At 51.9% G+C, this 258-nt stretch carries 1 pseudogene; it reads left to right on the top strand.

Features of this window, described 5'->3' with window-relative positions:
• Positions 1 to 258, top strand: a pseudogene (locus ACCD05_RS31970) (sn-glycerol-3-phosphate transporter); the annotation flags it as partial.

Here is a 258-nt window from a genome sequence, read left to right on the forward strand (position 1 = left end):
GTCTATACCAGACAATTCTCCCCCGACTCCGACCACAATAACAATCAGGACCTCATCGGTCTTGAGCGCGAGCAAGCGTCCGGTTGGTTGTTTGGTGGAGCAACTTTTCGCAACTCGTTCAGCCAGCGTTCATATTATGCGTATGCGGGCAAACGCTACGAGAGTGCTGACTATCCCGTGTACATAAAACTCACCGGTGGTCTGTTGCAAGGTTACAGCGGCAAGTCTCAGGACAAGATCCCTCTGAATCACTTCGGG

It is taken from the genome of Rhizobium sp. Rhizsp42 (assembly GCF_047304155.1).
Lineage (GTDB): Bacteria > Pseudomonadota > Alphaproteobacteria > Rhizobiales > Rhizobiaceae > Rhizobium.